The organism is Duganella sp. BJB1802, assembly GCF_013369445.1.
Taxonomy (GTDB): Bacteria; Pseudomonadota; Gammaproteobacteria; order Burkholderiales; family Burkholderiaceae_D; genus Rugamonas; species Rugamonas vulcania_A.
In genome coordinates, this window is record NZ_JABWEF010000018.1 from 16,623 (window position 1) to 33,908 (window position 17,286).

Genomic DNA, 17,286 nt, shown 5'->3' on the forward strand with positions numbered 1-17,286 from the left:
GGTTCCTTACCAAGGCATTTTCTTTTCCCACTCCGGATCATAACCGCTGCACGCGGCCGCCACGGCGAGATAATCGCCGTAGGCCTCGGCCAGCAGCACCGGCGGGATCTGGTCCAGCGCGAGCGGGCGATGGCCGTGGCGCTGTCCGTTCATGCTGCGGAATTGCAGGGACTTCAGCGCCGCCGGCAGGTTTTCCTCCGGCAGGGCATTGCCGGTAAACTCAACCACCACCGTCATGCCGACGCTGGCGAATTGCTTGGTGTATTCCATGAAAACGCCGCCATCCTCGGCCGAGCCGCGCTGGTAGCCGCGCTTGTTGAAGGCGCCGCGCAGCGTGAACGTGTCGCTCACCCAGCCCAGGCGGTCGGTGTTGCTGTCGCCGCTGCGCTGTGCCGGCGGCTTGTGCGCCATCTGCGCGAACAGCGGCTTCAGTTTGTAGTCCTTGAAGTGGGCCAGCCATGCGGCGGCCTCGCCATCGTCCAGCAGGGCGCTGTGCGCCAGGCGCACGCTGGACCCTTCCTCCAGCGTGACCTCGTCGTCGTTGGCGTCGATCAGGCTGCCGTCCTCGGTCGGGCGGAACAGGCGCACCGCCTCGCCGCCGGCGGACACCTCCTGCCACACCAGCTGCTGCACCAGGCGTCCGACCACCGGGTGCCGCTGCAGATAGGCGCGCCATTCGTCCACCGGCCATAGACGGCTGGCGCACATGGCTTCGTACAGGCGGCCGGTCTGCATCTCCACCACCTGCTTGACTTCCTTCTTGCAGGCCGTGAGCTGCTGCTTGGCTTCCTTGACCGCTTCCGGCGCGTCGTTCTGGCGCGGCGCGGGCAGGGCGCCGACGGTTTTGCCTTCCTCGTTGCTCAGCACCGGCTTGAGCGCGGCGTCCAGCGTCACGAAGTACTGGCGGCTGCCGTATTGCAGCGTCATGCGGCCGCTGTCATCCAGGCTGCAGGATGGCACGGTGCGGTCGCCTAGCTGGTCCTGGGTCCAGTCGTTGCGCTCGGCGATGCGCTCCACCAGCTCGCGCGCCTTCTGCTGCACCGAGGCGGTACGGTAGCGGCGCGCGATGCCCAGCGTGAACTGGATTACGCTGGCGTCATTCGACACGCAGGCGGCTTCCAGCAGCGCTTCGATCTGGGCGCGGCGCAGATAGTGGTCGCGCATGTAGACCTGGATGACGCTGACCAGCTCATGGCCAGGCACGCCGGAGACCAACGCCAGCAAGCCCCTGTCGTTAAGGGCGCTGCCCAGGTAGACGCCCATCTTCTCGCGCTTGACTTCCTCGAACACCTGCTCCGGCGTCAGCTTGCCCTGCGCCTCGTAGTAATCCGGATAGCGCTTGGCCGCGTCCTGATAGTTCTGGTAGCGCTGGGGCGCCTTGGCCTGCGCCCACGCGATGCCTTCCTCCAGCGACGGGTGTACGGTGTCGCGGGCGATGAACTGGTGCAGCAGCCAGCCGCCCAGCGTGGCGCGGGACGGCTGCGCCAGCAGGCCGAGATAGCGCTCCAGCAGGCCGTTGCCGGCGGGTTCCTTGAGCTTGCAGGCCAGGATCACCCACCAGCGGATGATCTCCGGTTCGACCGGCGTGCCGTCGCTCCAGGCGCAGGCCGGCGCGCCGTCCAGGGCGAGCCAGGATATGCTGCTCGGCGCCTTGCCCTTCAAGCCCTTGCGCGCCTGCTTGAGCAGCGTGGCCGGCGCCAGGTACGGCGAGATGTCGTCGCCCAGCTGCTCCAGCGCGGTCATGATGGCGGCGCTGGCGGTTTCGCGGCTCTCCTTTTCCAGCGCGGTGCGCAGCGCCGGAACGCCGGCGCGGTAATCGAGCGTGGCCAGCCAGCGCGCCGCTTCAATGCGCAGTTCCTGTTTGCTGGACTGCAGGGTGTCGCTCACCAGCTTGCCGATATTGGACATGCGCGACAGCACCTGCTGGGCGGCGGCGCGGTGGGTCTTGCCTTCGCCCAGCGCCAGTTCCATCAGGCGCGGCATCCAGCGGGCGGGAATCACCGGGAAGGTGTCCAGCACGGACAGCGTGGCGCCCAGCTGCGGCGCGCCATACTCGCTGCTGGAGGCGTCCGCCATGCCCAGCCCTTGGTCGATCAGGTCCGGACGCGCGGCAAACAGCGGCCATACCCGGTCGGGCGGCAGCACATCTTGCGGCGCCAAGCGGCCAGCGTATGAATCGAACAGACACACGCGATAGATCGACTCCGGGTCGCCGCCGCATCGCGCCGTCAGCGCCGCCAACTGGCGCAGGTCGACGCCATCCTTGTCCTGCCGTCCCAGCCAGGACTGGAAATGGGGATGGTTCCACACGCCCCAGCGGCGGCCGCGGTCCTGGGCGGCGGTCCAGCGCAGCACCTGCAGCAGGCCGAAATCGGCGCGCGCCTCCATGCGGCCGGAGGCCGCCAGCGTCATGCCCACCTCCGAATCGCCGAGGATGGAATCGACGGCCTTGCCTTCGCCGTTCAGCGCCTTGATGGCGGCGCGCAGCTGGCGCTCGTCGAGGCGGCGGTATTGCGCATAACTGTCCTGCCGATACGTGGATTTGTATTTGGCGGTGCGATTTTCTTCGACTTCCTCGGCGGCTTCCCGGCGGAAGCGTTCCAGCAGCTCCTCGCGATTCTTCAGCAGCAGGTCCAGCACATCGTCGGCCAGCACTTCCCGCGGCTCGGGCGGCAACGGCGGCGGTTCCGGCAGCTGCAGGTCGCCGGCATCCTCCACCACCTGCAGGCGCGTGATGGCGTTCTGGATCGCCTGCCGCACCGGCTTGCCGGTCTCGCCGGCCAGCGCCGCCTCCAGCACCGGCAGGGCGCTGTCGCCCTGGGTGCGGGCCAGCAGCTCGGCCGCGTTGGCGCGTTCCTCGGGATGGCCGGTGCGCAGCACCTCGGCCAGCAGCGCGGCGGCCTGTGTCCGGTCCATGTTGCCGATCAGGCTGGCGGCGCTGGCCGCTGCGATCTTGCTGTCGCCGACGGCCACCTTGACCAGCACCGCGCCCAGCGCCGCGACCAGCCGTGGCTGAGCGCCGATGCGCTTGACCAGCAGGTTGCGGCCCACGGCGGAAAGGGCCTTGACCGCCGCGTCCACGGCGGGGACGTTGGCCAGCAGGTAGTCGTCCAGCGCGCCCGGGGCGAGCATCCGGCCGAACAGGTATTTCTGGTGGTAGCTATCGAGGTCGCGCCGGTCGAACAGGATGGGCAGCACCATCCCTTGCGGATAGCCCTCGGCCGCCAGCAGCGCGGCCAGCAGGTTGACGTCCCAGGCCGGGCGATCGTCATCGGCGGTTGTCGTGTCGCCGCGCGGACAACAACTCCACAGCGCGTCGTTGAGCAGGTACTGCAGCCAGTCCGGCGCGAAGGTGCCGGTGTAGGTCAGCGAGTGCTTCTGGTCCGCCGCTTCCAGCACCTTGCCCAGGCGGGCCAGCATGGCGACGTGCGCCTCGTCGTGGACCACCCGCCGGTACAGCGCGTGGCGGGCGGCGAGGCTGGCCTTGGCCGCGGCGTCGCTGGCGTCGCCCCTGGTGTGGGTGGCCCAATCCAGGTGGCCGGGACGCCCGAGCACCACGCCCGCCGCGCCACGGCTGCTCGCCAGCTCCAGCAGCACCGCCGGATCGCCGCCGTTGGCGACAAAATCGGCCGCGCGGCTGGCGAGCTGCTTGCCGATCAGGTCCAGCCCGCCCAGGCCGTCGGCGATCGCTGCCTGTTCCGACGAGCCGAACGCACGCCGCGCGCTGTCGAGCACGCCCAGTATTTTATTTAACATTGGTTATTTTGTAAGTCAGCACAGCCGCATGCTGCCATGAAAAACCGCTTTGGGCAAACGACGCGGCGTCTCTGCTGTGCGGTCCGCCGTGCGCGAACTGCTGTTGCAATTTTGTAACAGCAGGAGGGCGCGGACCTTGCCGCCGGAATTCGGGACTAGAATTGACTCATATGCACAAATCTCCCGCCGACGCGATCGCCCGCTTCACCGACCTGCTGATGGACGCCGTCTGCATGGTCGATGTTGACGGCCATTTTGTGTTCGTCAGCGCCGCCTGCGAGCGCATCTTCGGCTACGCGCCGCAGGAGATGGTCGGCATGCGGATGATCGACCTGGTGGCGCCGGCGGACCGCGAGCGCACGCTGGCGGCGGCGCGCGCCATCATGGACGGCCAGCCCAACTCCCGCTTCGAAAACCGCTACATGCGCAAGGACGGGCAGATCGTCCACATCATGTGGTCGGCGCGCTGGTCGGAGGCGGACCAGCTGCGCGTGGCGGTGGCGCGCGATGTCACCGCCAGCAAGCAGGCGGAGCGGATGCAATACACGCTGTATGCGATCTCTGAGGCGGCCCACGCCAGCGACGATCTGCCCGCGCTGTTCCAGCGCATCCATCACATCGTCGGCGCGATGCTGCCGGCCAGCGGCTTCGCGGTCGCGCTGCGGGACGAGCAGGGCAGGGGCCTGCGCTTCGCCTATCACGCGCACCCCGGCGGCGACGCCGCGCCGCACACGCTGGCGCACTGGCTGGGCGAGGAAGTGCTGCGCGGCGGCGCGCCGGTGTTGCTGACGCCGGCGACGTTGGCGCTGGCGCCGCCCCCGGTGCGGGCCGCGGCGGGCGCCGAGCCGGATTGCTGGATAGGCGTGCCGCTGACCACCACCCAGGGCGATATCGGCGTGCTGCTGCTGCAGGGCGGGGACGCCCCCGGCCAGGCCGGCTATACCGACCAGGAGCAGGAGTTGCTGACGTTCGTCTCCAGCCAGGTGGCGACGGCGATTCATCGCCAGCAGCTCAATTCCAGGCTGCGCTTCATGGCCCAGCACGACGAGCTGACCCAGTTGCCCAACCGCCGGCTGTTCCTCGACCGGCTGCAGATGGCGCTGGCCCGCGCCCAGCGCCACCAGGGCCAGCTGGCGCTGCTGTTCATCGACCTGAACAAGTTCAAGCTGGTCAACGACGAGCATGGACATGACTGCGGCGACGAGCTGCTGCGCGAGGTGGCGCGGCGGCTCAGGCACTGCGTGCGCGAGTCCGACACGGTGGCGCGCCTTGGCGGCGACGAGTTCGTCATCATCGTGGAGGAGGTGCTGGTGGCCGACGACGCCTTGCGGATCGTGGAGAAGATCCACCAGGCCCTGGCGGTGCCGATGCGGCTGGCCGATGGCGTGAGCCTGGGCGCCACCGCCAGCATCGGCGTGGCGCACTACCCTGAACATGGCGACGACATCCATCAGCTGATGCGCCAGGCCGACCAGGCCATGTACGTCAGCAAGCTGCAGGAGGTGCATTCGAACTAGGCCGCCGTTGCTGGCGGCGGTGAAAAAATCAGCTTGAATGTTCGTAATATATTCAATACAATCGGGCTCCGCCGCCCGCTCTCGCGGGTGCTAATCCCAATAACGAGAATGGTATGAAGAGACGCGAAATTCCGCAGCAAATGGCCGGTGGCGCCATGATCAAACCCCTGTTGACGACGCTCGCGGCGGCGCTGCTGCTGCCGCTGGCGCAGGCTTCGGCCGCGCCGGCGCTGGTGTCGTCGCCCGACGGGCGCACCTCCATCCGGATCGACGACGACGCTGGCCGCTTCACGGTCGCGCGCCGGGGCGAGACCGTCATCGCACCGTCGCCGCTGGGGCTGGAGCTGGACGGCGTGCCGGAGCTGGGCGCGCTGCGGCTGGAGCGGCGCGAGGACGTCAAGGTCGACCGCACCATCGCGCTGACGGCCACCAAGGCCGCGCAGGCGCGCGACCGCTATCGCGGCGCCACGCTGGTGTTCCTCGAACAGGCGCCGGCCGGCCGCCGGCTATACCTCGACGTGCGCGCCTATGACGACGGCGTCGCCTTCCGCTACCGGCTGGACGGCGCCGAACCGGTGCGCCTGCGCGGCGAACGCACCGCCTTCGTGCCGGCCGGCGATCCGGAGTGCCTGGCCTCGGTGGCCGACGGCGCGCACGAGGTGCCGTTCGAACGCATGAAGGTGTCGCAGCTGCGCGCCGGCCAGGCCTACGACGTGCCGCTGGTCTGCACCGCGCCGTCCGGACGCACCGCGTACGCCATCACCCAGGCCAGCCTGGCCGGCTACACCGGCGCGGCGCTGCTGTCCGAGGGCGGGGCGTTGCGGATACGGCTGTCGGCGCCGCCCAAGCGGCCGGCGCCGGCCTTTGTGTCGCAGGCCGGGTTGACCACCGCGTGGCGCGTGGTGATGATGGGCGACCGCATCGGCGACATGATCCCGTCCCAGCTGATCGGCAACCTCAACCCGCCGCCGCAGGGCGACTTCAGCTGGGTGCGGCCGGGCAAGGCGGCGTGGGACTGGTGGTCCGGCCCGCTGGTGGGCATGAAGCCGGGCATGGACAACTACAAACGCTTCATCGATTTCGCCGCCGCCTCCGGCCTGCCGTACTACTTGATCGACGCCGGCTGGGCGTCCGGCCCGGGCGGCTGCTGCGACGCGAATCCTGCCACTGACGTCACCCGCGCCGCCGACGGCATCGACATGCCGGAACTGGTGCGCTACGCCGCCGCCAAGGGCGTGGGCCTGATGCTGTGGGCGCACTGGGAGCACGTGGCGGGGCGCATGGACGAAGTGCTCGACACCTACGCGCGCTGGGGCATCAAGGGCGTCAAGATCGACTTCATGAACCGCGACGACCAGGACGTGGTCGACTTCTACCAGCGCGTCGCGGCCGCCACGGCCAAGCGCCACATGCTGCTGGACCTGCACGGAGCCTACGTGCCGGCTGGCCTGCAGCGCAGCTATCCGAACTTCATCACGCAGGAGGGCGTGCGCGGCGCCGAGTGGGACAAGATGGACAAGTCGATCACGCCGCGCCACAACCTGATGCTACCGTACACGCGCATGCTGGCCGGCCCGCTCGATTACACGCCGGGCGGCTTCCACAACGGCACGCCGGCCACCTTCGCGGTGCGCGAGGTCATGCCGCAGACCCAGCACACGCGCGGCCAAGCGCTGGCGATGTACGTGGTGTACGACAGCCCGCTGCAGATGGTGTCCGACGATCCCGAGGTCTATCGCGGTGCCGCCGGCTTCGACTTCATCCAGCGCGTGCCGACCGCCTGGGACGAGACGCGCTTCCTGTCCGGCACACCGGGCGAGGACATCGTGCTGGCGCGCCGCCAGGGCCGCGACTGGTATCTGGGCGCGATGACGGCGGACGAAACGGCGGGTGGGCGCGCCGAACCGGTGTCGCTGGGCTTCCTGCCGGCCGGCCGCTTCCGCGCCACGCTGTGGGAGGACGGCGACACGCCCAATGAACTGCGCCGCGTGGAACGCGAGGTGACGGCGCGCGACACGCTCACGCTGCGCCTGGCGCCGGCGGGCGGCGCGGCGGTGATCCTCGAACCATTGCACTGACACCCCACCATCCACTTGACGAGAACGACATGAAAAGACGTGAACTCCTGCAGCACCTGGCGGCGGCCATTCCCGCCATCGCCTTGCCCCGGCTGGCGCAGGCGGCGGGCGGTCCCGGCCAGGAAGCGATGGCGGCCGGGCCGTTTTCCCCGAGCTGGGCGTCGTTGACGGCCTACCGGACGCCCGACTGGTTCCGCAACGCGAAATTCGGCATCTGGGCGCATTGGGGGCCGCAATGCGAACCCGAGTACGGCGACTGGTACGCGCGCGAGATGTATATCGAAGGCAGCGCCGCCTACAAGCACCATCTGCGGAAGTACGGGCATCCATCCGAATCCGGCTTCAAGGAGGTGATACGCCAGTGGAGGGCGGAGCGCTGGGACCCGGACGCGCTGGTGGGCTTGTACAAGCAGGCCGGCGCGAAATACTTCGTCGCGCTGGCCAACCACCACGACAACTTCGACCTATACGACAGCAAGTACCAGCCCGGCTGGAACGCCACCAAGCTGGGGCCGAAGAAGGACCTGATCGGCGGCTGGAGCAAGGCGGCGCGCCGGCACGGCTTGCGCTTCGGCGTCAGCGTGCATGCCAGCCACGCGTGGAGCTGGTACGAAGTGTCGCGGCGCGCGGACCAGGGCGGCCCCAAGGCCGGCATCCCCTACGACGGCGGGTTGACGCAAGCCGACGGCAAAGGGACCTGGTGGGAAGGCCTGGATCCGCAGGCGCTGTACGCGCAAAACCATCCGCTGGGCGAACGCAGCGCCGACAACGGCGCGATCCACCAGCAGTGGGGTTGGGACAACGGTGCGGCCGTCCCCAGCCAGGCGTATTGCGAGAAGTTCCACGACCGGACCATAGACCTGATCAACTCCTACGATCCCGACCTGGTGTACTTCGACGATACGGCGCTGCCCTTGTGGCCGGCCAGCGAGGTTGGCCTGCGCATCGCCGCCCACATGTACAACCGGAGCGTCGCGCGCAAGGGCGCGGTCGAAGCTGTCATCAACGGCAAGATACTCGATGCGGTCCAGCGCAAGACCATGGTGTGGGACATCGAGCGTGGCCAGAGCAACCAGATCGAAGCGTTGCCGTGGCAGACCTGCACCTGCATCGGCAACTGGCACTACGACCGCCCGCTCTACGACAGGAAGGGCTACAAGAGCGCGCAGACGGTGGTGCAGACGCTGATCGACGTGGTCAGCAAGAACGGCAACCTGCTGCTCAGCGTGCCGGTACGCGGCGACGGCACCATCGACGAGCAGGAACGCGCCATCGTCGAGGAAATCGGCCGCTGGATGGCCGTCAACGGCGAGGGCATCTTCGACAGTCGTCCATGGTCGGTGTTCGGCGAGGGCCCCGTCATGGAGACTGCCGCGCCGATCTCGGCACAAGGCTTTAACGAGGGCCGGAACCAGCCGTTCACCTCGGCCGACATCCGCTACACCGTGAAGGGCAACGCCGTGTATGCGTTCGTGATGGGATGGCCGGCCGACGGCAAGGTGGTTCTCAAGTCCATGGGCAGCGCCAGCGCGCACCTGAAGCAGCGCGTCGCGCGGGTGGAGCTGGTGGGGCGGGGCGATCCACTGCCGTTCAGGCAGACGGCGGAAGGCCTGCACCTGACGCTGCCGGCCGATGCGCCAGCGCTGTCCTATGCGGTCGCGCTCAAGGTGAGCTAGCCGTCAGGCGCCGCCAGCCAGGGTACGGGTCACGCGCTGCAGATGGACGCGCATCGCGCTTCGCGCTGCGACCGGATCGCTGCCGGCGATGGCGTCGTAGATCGCGCGGTGATCCACCAGCGTGGTCTTGCGCAGTTCCTCGGTCCGGTAATGCTCCTTGAGCCGGTGCCACAGGCTGCTGCGCTGGCGCCACAGGTAGTCGACCACGCCCACCAGCGCCGTGTTGCCGCTGGCGCGCGCGATGGCCAGGTGAAAGTTGCGGTCCGCCTGTTCGTTGCTGGAGCGGTCTTCATGGCTGCGCTCCATCTCCAGCAGTGCCGCACGGATGGCGGTCACCGCGGTGGCGGTGGCGTTCTTGGCGGCCATCGCCGCGACTTCGGTCTCGATCATGCTGCGGGCGGACAGCACCTCGAACGGTCCCGGCCCGGCCTCCGGAACGGTGGCCGGCGATGTCCCCGATTCGCACACGTACACGCCGGAACCGCCGCGCACCTCGACCACGGCGCCCAGTTCCAGCGCGATCAGCGCCTCGCGCAGGGACGCGCGGCTGACGCGCAGCGACGCGGCCAGTTCGCGCTCGGCGGGCAGGCGCTCGCCGGGGGCGATGCCTTGTTGGGCGATCAGCTCTTGAATGCGTTCAGCCACCACGCGGTACATGCGCGGCTCGGACGGGCGGTTGGCCGATGTCTGCGGTTCGGTGAGAGTGGCAGGTTGCATATCAATCGATCCGGTAAAAGCGGCGGGCGTTCAGGCCGAATACGGCCGAGCGCTGCGCCTCGTTCAAATGGGCCAGCAGCGCCTCGCTGGCAGCCAGCCACGCCGCGTAGCCGGAGGCCAGCGTGAGCACCGGCCAATCGCTGCCCCACATCACGCGCTCCGGCCCAAAGGCTTGCAGCACATGCTGGGCGTAGGGGCGCAGCTGCTCCACGGTCCATTCGGGACCGGCCTCCGTGACCATGCCGGACAGCTTGCATTCCACTTGCGGCAGCGCCGCCAGCTTGTCCATGTCGTCGCGCCACTGCGCGTGCGGCGCGCCATCCATGGCCGGCTTGGCCGCGTGGTCGATCACGATCGGCAGCTCGGGATGGCGGCGTGCGAAGGCCAGCAGCGCCGGCAGATGGTGCGGCAGCACCAGCCCGTCGAGGCGCAGGCCGTGGCGCAGCATGGCGTCCACCGCCGGCGCCAGCGCGGGATCGTCGATCCAGCGGTCGTCGTCCAGATCCTGCAGCATAGGCCGCAGGCCGCGCAGTTTGGGGTGCGCGGCCAGGGCGGTGATGCGTTCGGGCGCGTCGGCCGCCTTCAGGTCGGTCCAGCCGACCACCGCGCCGATGAAGCTGTGGCGGTCCGCCAGGTCCAGCATGTAGCGGGTGTCCGCCTCGCTGGGCATGGACTGCACCAGTACTGTGGCGGCGACGCCGTTTTCCGTCAGCAGCGCGCTCAGGTCGGCGGGGTGGAAATCGCGGTGGATGGCGGCGAGTTCCGGCGGCGGCCATGCGCCCTGGCGCGCCGCCAGTTGCCAGAAATGCTGATGGGCGTCGATGCGCATCAAGGCTCCGTGTTCAAAGAGGGAAGGGCTGCAGCCGGTATGATAGCGCCCGGATGCGTCACCACGGCGGCGGCCACCGCGCAGCCGAATTCCGCCGCCTTGACGCTGGACGCGCCGCGCAGGCGTTGCGCCAGGTAGCCGGCGTTGAAGCTGTCGCCGGCGGCGGTGGTGTCCACGGCGCGCACGGGCAGCGCGGGGACGTGCGCCGCATGCTCCGCCGCGCCGCCGATCAGGCAACCGTCGGCGCCCAGCTTGAGCACCACTTCCGGCACGCCGAGCGCCGCGATGCGCGCCAGCGCCTCGGCCGGACTGCGGTCGCCATGCAGCAGTACCTCGTCGTCAAAGCTGAACAAGGCGTGGGTGCAGACCTGCGCTGCGCGGTCCATCCACTCGCGCGCGGTGGCGACATCCCACAGCGCCGGGCGGTAGTTGTTGTCCAGCGCGACCCAGCCGCCGGCGGCACGCACCTGCGCCGCCAGCGACAGCAGGGCGGCGCGCCGTTCGTCGTCCAGGATGGCCAACGTGATCCCGGTCAGCAGCAGCACGCGGCACTCGGCCAGCCGCCCGCCCAGTTGCGCCAGGTGCGGGGCGGACAGCATGCCGCGCGCGGCGGACTGCGCGCGCCAGTAGGTGAAGCGGCGCTCGCCGTTGGCGTCGGTCGCGATCGCGTACAGTCCCGCAGTGCCGCCGGCGCGGATGTCGATCAGGCTGTCGTCAATGCGCTCGTCCCGCATGTGTTCGCGGATCAAACCGCTCATCGCATCGTCGCCAAGTGCGCTGACGTAGCGTACCGGCATGTCGGGCACCAGCCGTTTCAAATAGACCGCCGTGTTGTAGCTGTCGCCGGCCGCCGCGTGGGCGAGGGTGCCGTGCGATTGCGGACGCAGCTCCAGCATGCACTCGCCCGCGGACCAGAAGGCGCCGCTCATATGTCCGTTCATGCCGCCTCCCGTAGCAGCGCGGCGCGCAGGCGCGGCTGCGCCAGCGCCAGGCCTTGTTCGGCGGCCAGTTCCACCACCGGCAGCAGGCGGCGCTGCTTCTTCTGCTCGTGGTTCTGCGCGATATCGGCCAGCCGGTGCGCCAGGAAGGGATTGGTGAAGCGGTCGCGCACTTGTGCCAGGTATGCGCGCGCGATGTCGGCCTCGCCCAGTGCGTCGAACACCGGCAGCACTTCCTCCTCCCACAACGCCTCCAGCTGTGCGCGCAGATCAGGATCGGCCATCGCCCGCAGCACCGTCTCGTCGATGGCGCGGCTGGTTCGCAACCATTGCTCGGCGAGGAAGGTATGGCCCAGGTTCAGCAGGAACAGCTTGCGCCGCTCGTACGGCTCCAACTGTTCCGTGACGACGATCTGCGGATGGGTGCAAGGCAGCACCATGCCGGGCTGCGCCTCGATCACCCAGATGGCGTAAGGCTCGGCCACCGCGCCGGCCGGCTCGATCGGCTCGGAGACGATGCGGTCCACCAGTGAATTGATCCACACACAGGCGCCGCCCAGGTAGGCGAGGAAGCCATCGTCCAGGCCCCACTCGCGCGCCAGCCGGCACACCAGCTCACGCAGCACGCTGCCGTTGTTGGCTACCAGCTCGCACGGATACAGCGTGACCGGCGCGGCGCCTTGCAGGTAGCGCCCGTGCAGCAGCACCAGCAGCTTGGCTGGGAAGCTGCGCGGCGGCGTGTCCGCGTCCAACAGCGCCGGGCCGTCCTGCGCCGACAGCTCGTAGCCACGGTCGCCCGTGTTGGAGACGATCACCCGCACCGGGCCGGCGGCCAGGGCGCGGATCGCCGGCCAGTCATGGTCCGCCTGCAGCGCGGCCTCGATGGCGGTCACGCGGTGCTCCTGCTCGACCACCGCGCCGTCCGCGCGGCCACGGATACGCACCGGATAGCCGCCCGGCGCGTTGAACGCCGCCACCCGCTGCGCACTCTGGGCGCTGCCGGTGGTTTGCACCACGGTGATGCGGCCCAGCGCCTGTCCGCTTTCCAGCGCCTGCTGGACGAACAGGTCGACGTGCGCCTGGAGGAAGCGGCTGGTGCCGAATTGCAGAATAGGCGAGGCCATTTACACCTCGACGATGGCTTTGATGACGCCCGCCGCCGGGTCCATCCACTGCGGCAGCACCGACACGAAATCGGACAGCGTGGTGCGGTGCGTGTTCATCAGGCCAGTCGGCACCAGGCCCGCCTTCATCGCCGCCAGCACTTCGCGGAAATCGTCGGCGGTGGCGTTGCGGCTGCCCAGCAGGTTGGTCTCGCGCTTGTGGAATTCCGGGTCGGCGAAGGAGATGCGGTCCAACACGATCGACACCAGCACATAGGTGCCGCCGTGCGCGACGAATTCCAGCCCGCGCTCCATGGCCTTGACGTTGCCGGTGGCGTCGAACACCACGTCGAAGAACTCGCCGTTGGTCAGTTCCGACAGCTGCGCCTTGTCCTGGTCGCCCAGCGCCACGGTGCGCGGGATGTCGAGCGCATCGCGGCAGAAGGCCAGGCGGTCCTCGCGCCCATCCAGCACCGTCACGCTGCCGCCCTTGAGGCGCGCGAACAGCGCGGCGGCGATGCCGATCGGACCCGCGCCCACCACCAGCACGTTCTGGCCGGGCCGCACGCCGCCGCGCCGCACCGCGTGCGCGCCGATGGCGAGGAACTCCAGCATCGCCGCGTCGTCGAGGGAAATGCCGTCGGTCTTGAACACGAAGCGCTCGGGCAGCGCCAGGTATTCGGCCATGCCGCCGTCGCGGTGCACGCCCAGCACCTGGATATTGGTGCAGCAGTTGGTCTTGCCCTGGCGGCAGGCGATGCAGCCGCCGCACGACAGATAGGGCATCACGTAGACCTGGTCGCCGGCCTTCAATTCGCTGCCCTCGGGCGCGGTGACGATCTCGCCGGACAGCTCGTGGCCCATCACGCGCGGATACTGCAGGAAGGGCTGGGTGCCTCGGAAGATATGCATGTCGGTGCCGCACAAGCCGATGCGGCGCACGCGCACCAGCACTTCGCCGGCCGCCGCCTGGGGCACCGGGCGCTCGACCAGTTGCAAGTCGCCGGGAGAGAGGCAAACAACGGTTTTCATCATGGATTTTTTCCGTATCGAGGTTGGATGTGCTTGTATTGTACGTGATATATCGAATACAATCGAGCGGTTGATGCCGACTTTTATGCGTAAGGAACCATCCATGTCCACACCCATTCCCCCTTCGGCGCCGCGTTTGCTGCTGATGGCGCCCGAAGACAACTGCCTGATCGCCCGCGTGCCGCTGGTGGCCGGCGAAACGCTGGAGATCGACGGCGCGGCCGCCGTCCTGGCCGAGGACATCCCACTGGGTTACAAGGTGGCGCGCCGCGCCCTCAAGGCCGGCGACAAGGTGCTGCGTTACGGCGCCATCATCGGCACCGTCACGGCCGACGTGGCGCCCGGCGCCATGCTGCACACGCATAATCTCGTCAGCGACTACATCCCGACCTACACCCTGGCGTCGGACGCCCATTCCTTCATCGGGAGCACCCACTGATGTCTCACGCCTCACTGCCCGCACTGTCGGGATACCTGCGCGCCGACGGCCGCAAGGGCATCCGCAACGTCGTCGTCGTCGCCTACACCGTCGAATGCGCGCACCACGTGGCGCGCCTGATCGTCAACGCCTTCCCCGGCCAGGAGGTGCACCTGATCGGCTTCCCCGGCTGCTATCCCAACGACTACGCCGACCGCATGATGAAGCGCCTGGCCACCCATCCGAACGTTGGCGCCGCGCTGATCGTCTCGCTGGGCTGCGAGAGCTTCAACCGGCGCGGCCTGGAGGAGGAAGTGGCGGCCAGCGGCCGGCCGGTCCACACCATCACCATCCAGCAGAACAGCGGCACCCGCACCAGCGTGGCCGACGGCGTGGAATGGGTGCGCTGGGCGCGCGAGGCGCTCGACACGCAGCAGCGCGTGCCGATGCGGCTCGATGAACTGGTGGTGGCCACCATCTGCGGCGGCTCGGACAGCACCAGCGGCATCACCGCCAACCCGGCCGTGGGCGTGGCCTTCGACCAGCTGGTGGCGGCCGGCGCGGCCTGCATCTTCGAGGAGACGGGGGAACTGGTGGGCTGCGAGTTCCACATGAAGAGGCGCGCCGCCACGCCGGAGCTGGGCGAGGCCATCGTCGCCTGCGTGAACAAGGCGGCACACTACTACACGGTGCTGGGCCACGGCAGCTTCGCGCCCGGGAACGCCGACGGCGGCCTGACCACGCAGGAGGAAAAATCGCTGGGCGCCTACGCCAAGAGCGGCGCCTCGCCGATCAGCGGCATCCTCAAGCCGGGCGACCAGCCGGACGCCGGCGGCCTGTATCTGCTGGACGTGGTGCCGGACGGCGAGGTGCGCTTCGGCTTCCCCAACATCTCCGACAACGCCGAAATCGTCGAGCTGATCGCCTGTGGCGCGCATGTCACGTTGTTCACCACGGGGCGCGGCTCGGTGGTAGGCTCGGCGATCTCGCCGGTGATCAAGGTGTGCGCCAATCCTGCCACCTACGAGCGCCTGGCCGAGGACATGGACGTGAACGCGGGACGCATCCTGAGCGGCGACGCGACGCTGGAGCAGGTCGGCGCCGAGATCGTGCAGCTGGTGGCGCAGGTGGCCAACGGCGCGCAGAGCTGTTCGGAGGCGCTGGGGCACCAGGAGTTCATCCTCACGTATAAACAATTCGAAGCGTCCGGCCCCGGATGCTTCCCCTTGAAAGCGGCCTGACATGCAAGTCGACGACCCGCGCATCCTGCCGCGCAGCGGCATGGCGCTGAGCAGCCTGGGACTGGGCTGCGCCCAGCTGGGCGGCCTGTACGAGGCGGTCAGCGACGCCGAGGCGCGCGCCATCGTCGATGCCGCGTGGGACCTGGGCATCCGCTATTTCGACACCGCGCCATACTACGGCTACACGCTGTCCGAGCACCGGCTGGGCGCCGCGCTGCGTGAGCGTCCGCGCGACAGCTTCGTGGTCAGCACCAAGGTCGGGCGGCTGATGCGGCCCGACGCCGGCGTGCGGCCCGGCGAATCCGGCTGGGCGCAGCCGCTGCCGCTGCGGCCACACTTCGACTACAGCTACGACGGCGTGATGCGCTCGCACCAGGACAGCCTGCAGCGCCTCGGCATGGACCGTGTCGACATCCTGTATGTGCACGACATCGGCCGCGTCACCCACGGCGAGCGGCACGGCCATTACTGGAACCAGCTGACGCAGGGCGGCGGCTTCCGCGCGCTGACGCAGTTGCGCGACGAAGGCAGCGTGGGCGCCATCGGCCTGGGCGTCAACGAATGGGAGGTGGTGGCCGACGCCATCGACGCCTGCGATATCGACTGCGCGCTGCTGGCCGGCCGCTACACCCTGCTGGAACAAGCCGCGCTGGCGCCGTTGCTGGACCGCTGCGCGCAGCGCGGCATCGGCATCGTGATCGGCGGACCATTCAATTCCGGCATCCTGGCCGGCACCCGCAAGTTCAACTACGAGGACGCACCGGCCGACATCGTGGCCCGCGTGGAAGCCATCGCCGCGGTCTGCGCGCGGGTGGGCGCGCCGCTGCAGGCGGCGGCGCTGCAGTTTCCGATGGCGCATCCGGCGGTGGTGTCCTGCATCCCCGGCGCGCAAAACCCGGCGCAACTGCGCCAGAATGCCGAGTGGTTTGCGCAGCCGCTGCCCGCCGCGCTGTGGCAGGCGCTGATCGAACAGGGCCTGGTCGACCGCAACGCGCCGACGCCGCCGGGCGCATGAATTTTTTGAAGTGACGTATAAGGGAAATCAATGAAATTGTTACGCTTTGGCCCAAAGGGCAATGAAAAACCGGGCCTGATCGATGCGCAAGGCCAGCTGCGCGACCTGTCCGGCGTGCTGCCGGACCTGACCTCGGCCCACCTGGGCCGCGCCAGCCTGGATCGCATCGCCTCGATCGACGCCAGCCAGCTGCCGGCGGTCACGGAGCCGGTGCGTTACGCGCCCATCGTGGCCGACATCGGCAAACTCATTTGCGTTGGCCTGAACTATTCGGATCACGCGGCCGAATCGGGCATGGCGGTGCCGTCCGAGCCGGTGTTGTTCGCCAAGGCCACCAGTTCCATCATCGGCTGCAACGACCCGGTGGTGCTGCCGCGCGATTCCATCAAGAGCGATTGGGAGGTGGAGCTGGGCGTGGTGATCGGCACCCGCGCGCGCTACGTCGAGGAGAGCGAGGCGCTGGACTACGTGGCCGGCTACTGCGTGGTCAACGACCTGTCCGAGCGCGAGTACCAACTCGAACGCGGCGGCCAGTGGGACAAGGGCAAGGGCTGCGACACCTTCGGCCCGGTGGGCCCGTGGCTAGTGACCGCCGACGAGGTGCGCGATCCTCAGAACCTCGACATGTGGCTGGACGTGAACGGCAAGCGCTATCAGACCGGCAGCACGCGCACCATGGTGTTCACGGTGGCGCAGCTGGTGAGCTACATCAGCCGCTTCATGACGCTCAATCCCGGTGACGTGATCAGCACCGGCACGCCGCCGGGCGTGGGCCTGGGCCAGAAGCCGGAGCCGGTCTACCTGCGCGCGGGCGACCGCATGGTGCTGGGCATCGAGGGACTGGGCCAGCAGAGCCAGACCGTGCATGCCTGGGACCCGGCGCTGATCGACGGCTAAGCCCAGCCAAGTTGTGGTAACACCGCCGCGCCCAGACAGCGCGGCGGCTGAAGTGGATAGTAGAACACA

At 68.9% G+C, this 17,286-nt stretch carries 13 protein-coding genes; 7 read left to right on the plus strand and 6 right to left on the minus strand.

Annotated features, from left to right (window positions below; translation table 11 throughout):
* Positions 1-6 precede the first annotated feature (6 nt).
* Positions 7-3,756, minus strand: coding sequence for a DUF4132 domain-containing protein (locus tag HUX88_RS24500; protein WP_229219515.1), 3,750 nt, complete (start codon positions 3,754-3,756; stop codon positions 7-9).
* Positions 3,757-3,926: 170 nt separating this feature from the next.
* Between HUX88_RS24500 and HUX88_RS24505 the strand changes: the two genes are divergently transcribed.
* From HUX88_RS24505 to HUX88_RS24515, 3 genes are all read left to right on the plus strand, one after another.
* Positions 3,927-5,273: a diguanylate cyclase domain-containing protein gene (locus HUX88_RS24505; RefSeq protein ID WP_176363470.1), complete on the plus strand. Its 1,347-nt coding sequence runs from the start codon at positions 3,927-3,929 to the stop codon at positions 5,271-5,273.
* Between the two features lie 113 nt (positions 5,274-5,386).
* Positions 5,387-7,351 carry a glycoside hydrolase family 97 protein gene (locus HUX88_RS24510; RefSeq protein ID WP_217916433.1) on the plus strand — a complete coding sequence of 655 codons (1,965 nt, stop codon included), beginning with the start codon at positions 5,387-5,389 and terminating at the stop codon, positions 7,349-7,351.
* A 29-nt stretch (positions 7,352-7,380) separates the two neighbouring features.
* Positions 7,381-9,027 (plus strand): alpha-L-fucosidase, encoded by a 1,647-nt coding sequence (locus HUX88_RS24515; RefSeq protein WP_176363471.1) that lies wholly within the window; start codon positions 7,381-7,383, stop codon positions 9,025-9,027.
* Between the two features lie 3 nt (positions 9,028-9,030).
* Here HUX88_RS24515 and HUX88_RS24520 read toward each other — a convergent pair whose 3' ends face one another.
* Genes HUX88_RS24520 through HUX88_RS24540 form a run of 5 tightly spaced genes read right to left on the minus strand, consistent with a single transcriptional unit; the run spans position 9,031 to position 13,646 of the window.
* Entirely contained in the window at positions 9,031-9,744 is a 714-nt protein-coding gene (locus HUX88_RS24520) for a FadR/GntR family transcriptional regulator (protein WP_176363472.1), read from the minus strand.
* 1 nt (position 9,745) lies between these two features.
* The gene (locus HUX88_RS24525; RefSeq protein WP_176363473.1) at positions 9,746-10,573 is read right to left on the minus strand and encodes an amidohydrolase; all 828 of its coding nucleotides are present in this window, start codon (positions 10,571-10,573) and stop codon (positions 9,746-9,748) included.
* Complete coding sequence (locus tag HUX88_RS24530) at positions 10,573-11,514, minus strand: sugar kinase (protein WP_176363474.1); 942 nt, start codon at positions 11,512-11,514, stop codon at positions 10,573-10,575. The genes HUX88_RS24525 and HUX88_RS24530 overlap by 1 nt, the downstream gene beginning before the upstream one ends.
* Positions 11,511-12,635, minus strand: a complete 1,125-nt coding sequence (locus tag HUX88_RS24535; RefSeq protein WP_176363475.1) for a mannitol dehydrogenase family protein — start codon at positions 12,633-12,635, stop codon at positions 11,511-11,513. Before HUX88_RS24535 ends, HUX88_RS24530 begins: the two co-directional genes overlap by 4 nt.
* Positions 12,636-13,646 carry a zinc-binding alcohol dehydrogenase family protein gene (locus tag HUX88_RS24540; RefSeq protein ID WP_176363554.1) on the minus strand — a complete coding sequence of 337 codons (1,011 nt, stop codon included), beginning with the start codon at positions 13,644-13,646 and terminating at the stop codon, positions 12,636-12,638.
* Positions 13,647-13,749: 103 nt separating this feature from the next.
* Between HUX88_RS24540 and HUX88_RS24545 the strand changes: the two genes are divergently transcribed.
* From HUX88_RS24545 to HUX88_RS24560, 4 genes are read left to right on the plus strand one after another with little or no spacing between them, the layout of a single operon-like run.
* Entirely contained in the window at positions 13,750-14,085 is a 336-nt protein-coding gene (locus HUX88_RS24545; protein ID WP_176363476.1) for a UxaA family hydrolase, read from the plus strand.
* Positions 14,085-15,305, plus strand: a complete 1,221-nt coding sequence (locus tag HUX88_RS24550) for a UxaA family hydrolase (RefSeq protein ID WP_176363477.1) — start codon at positions 14,085-14,087, stop codon at positions 15,303-15,305. The genes HUX88_RS24545 and HUX88_RS24550 overlap by 1 nt, the downstream gene beginning before the upstream one ends.
* 1 nt (position 15,306) lies before the next feature.
* A complete protein-coding gene (locus HUX88_RS24555; RefSeq protein WP_176363478.1) occupies positions 15,307-16,320 on the plus strand; it encodes an aldo/keto reductase in 1,014 nt (337 codons plus the stop codon).
* A 30-nt stretch (positions 16,321-16,350) separates the two neighbouring features.
* Positions 16,351-17,217 carry a fumarylacetoacetate hydrolase family protein gene (locus tag HUX88_RS24560; protein ID WP_176363479.1) on the plus strand — a complete coding sequence of 289 codons (867 nt, stop codon included), beginning with the start codon at positions 16,351-16,353 and terminating at the stop codon, positions 17,215-17,217.
* Positions 17,218-17,286: the final 69 nt, after the last annotated feature.

What these genes read in the sequence shown, in the direction of transcription:
- HUX88_RS24540 (WP_176363554.1), bottom strand. Translation starts at nt 13,646, where the DNA reads ATGAAAACCGTTGTTTGCCTCTCTCCCGGCGACTTGCAACTGGTCGAG.
- HUX88_RS24545 (WP_176363476.1), top strand. Translation starts at nt 13,750, where the DNA reads ATGTCCACACCCATTCCCCCTTCGGCGCCGCGTTTGCTGCTGATGGCG.
- HUX88_RS24520 (WP_176363472.1), bottom strand. Translation starts at nt 9,744, where the DNA reads ATGCAACCTGCCACTCTCACCGAACCGCAGACATCGGCCAACCGCCCG.
- HUX88_RS24510 (WP_217916433.1), top strand. Translation starts at nt 5,387, where the DNA reads ATGAAGAGACGCGAAATTCCGCAGCAAATGGCCGGTGGCGCCATGATC.
- HUX88_RS24500 (WP_229219515.1), bottom strand. Translation starts at nt 3,756, where the DNA reads ATGTTAAATAAAATACTGGGCGTGCTCGACAGCGCGCGGCGTGCGTTC.
- HUX88_RS24530 (WP_176363474.1), bottom strand. Translation starts at nt 11,514, where the DNA reads ATGAACGGACATATGAGCGGCGCCTTCTGGTCCGCGGGCGAGTGCATG.
- HUX88_RS24560 (WP_176363479.1), top strand. Translation starts at nt 16,351, where the DNA reads ATGAAATTGTTACGCTTTGGCCCAAAGGGCAATGAAAAACCGGGCCTG.
- HUX88_RS24505 (WP_176363470.1), top strand. Translation starts at nt 3,927, where the DNA reads ATGCACAAATCTCCCGCCGACGCGATCGCCCGCTTCACCGACCTGCTG.
- HUX88_RS24515 (WP_176363471.1), top strand. Translation starts at nt 7,381, where the DNA reads ATGAAAAGACGTGAACTCCTGCAGCACCTGGCGGCGGCCATTCCCGCC.
- HUX88_RS24525 (WP_176363473.1), bottom strand. Translation starts at nt 10,573, where the DNA reads ATGCGCATCGACGCCCATCAGCATTTCTGGCAACTGGCGGCGCGCCAG.
- HUX88_RS24555 (WP_176363478.1), top strand. Translation starts at nt 15,307, where the DNA reads ATGCAAGTCGACGACCCGCGCATCCTGCCGCGCAGCGGCATGGCGCTG.
- HUX88_RS24535 (WP_176363475.1), bottom strand. Translation starts at nt 12,635, where the DNA reads ATGGCCTCGCCTATTCTGCAATTCGGCACCAGCCGCTTCCTCCAGGCG.
- HUX88_RS24550 (WP_176363477.1), top strand. Translation starts at nt 14,085, where the DNA reads ATGTCTCACGCCTCACTGCCCGCACTGTCGGGATACCTGCGCGCCGAC.